The sequence below is a fragment of the Dellaglioa sp. CoH-57-MRSF-19 genome (assembly GCF_056781975.1).
Map to the genome: position 1 here is coordinate 1 of NZ_JBXAXW010000090.1, position 568 is coordinate 568.

General features: G+C 51.4%; 1 protein-coding gene. It reads left to right on the forward strand.

Going from position 1 to position 568, the window contains the following annotated elements; genetic code table 11:
• On the forward strand, positions 1–375 hold a 375-nt coding region (locus AC1RO3_RS08365; protein WP_481763984.1), incomplete at its 5' end, for an NUDIX hydrolase.
• Between the last annotated feature and the right edge of the window lie 193 nt (positions 376–568).

Here is a 568-nt window from a genome sequence, read left to right on the forward strand (position 1 = left end):
TGGGGTACGTGGGGCGGTGCTGTAGACCATGGAGAGCATGTGGAGATGGCAGTGGCTCGTGAAGTACAAGAAGAGGCCGGCTATACCGGTCCGCTAAAGCTGCGTCCGCTGCTACTGTTCCGTGGGGACGGCATGGTGTACCAGAACTTCTTGGCCATAGTTCCTCATGAATTTCAACCCAAGTTGAATTGGGAAACGTCGGATGCCCAGTGGGTGGACGACATCGAGGACGTTAGTCCTCTGCATCCGGGCGTAGAAGCCCTGCTCAACGACGACACGTCGATGGCCTCTATCGCTTATTTTCGTGGCCAAGAAACGTACCGTGAACCGCATGAACTAGAAGGTGGACAAGATGCCAACGAATCAAATCCGTAAAGATGCACGTGAGCCGTGAAAACACTGCAAAAATAATGAAGAAATGCCAACAAAACGAGTAAAGCAGGATGTGCAATTTTATGAAGAACAAACTCGGAGTACACCATGGCTCGCACATTCTCTTCATTGGTTCGCAAACAGGCACGAGAGCTTCAGGCGCATTCTCGCAACAGGCTCAGTCTTGAACAGCTCT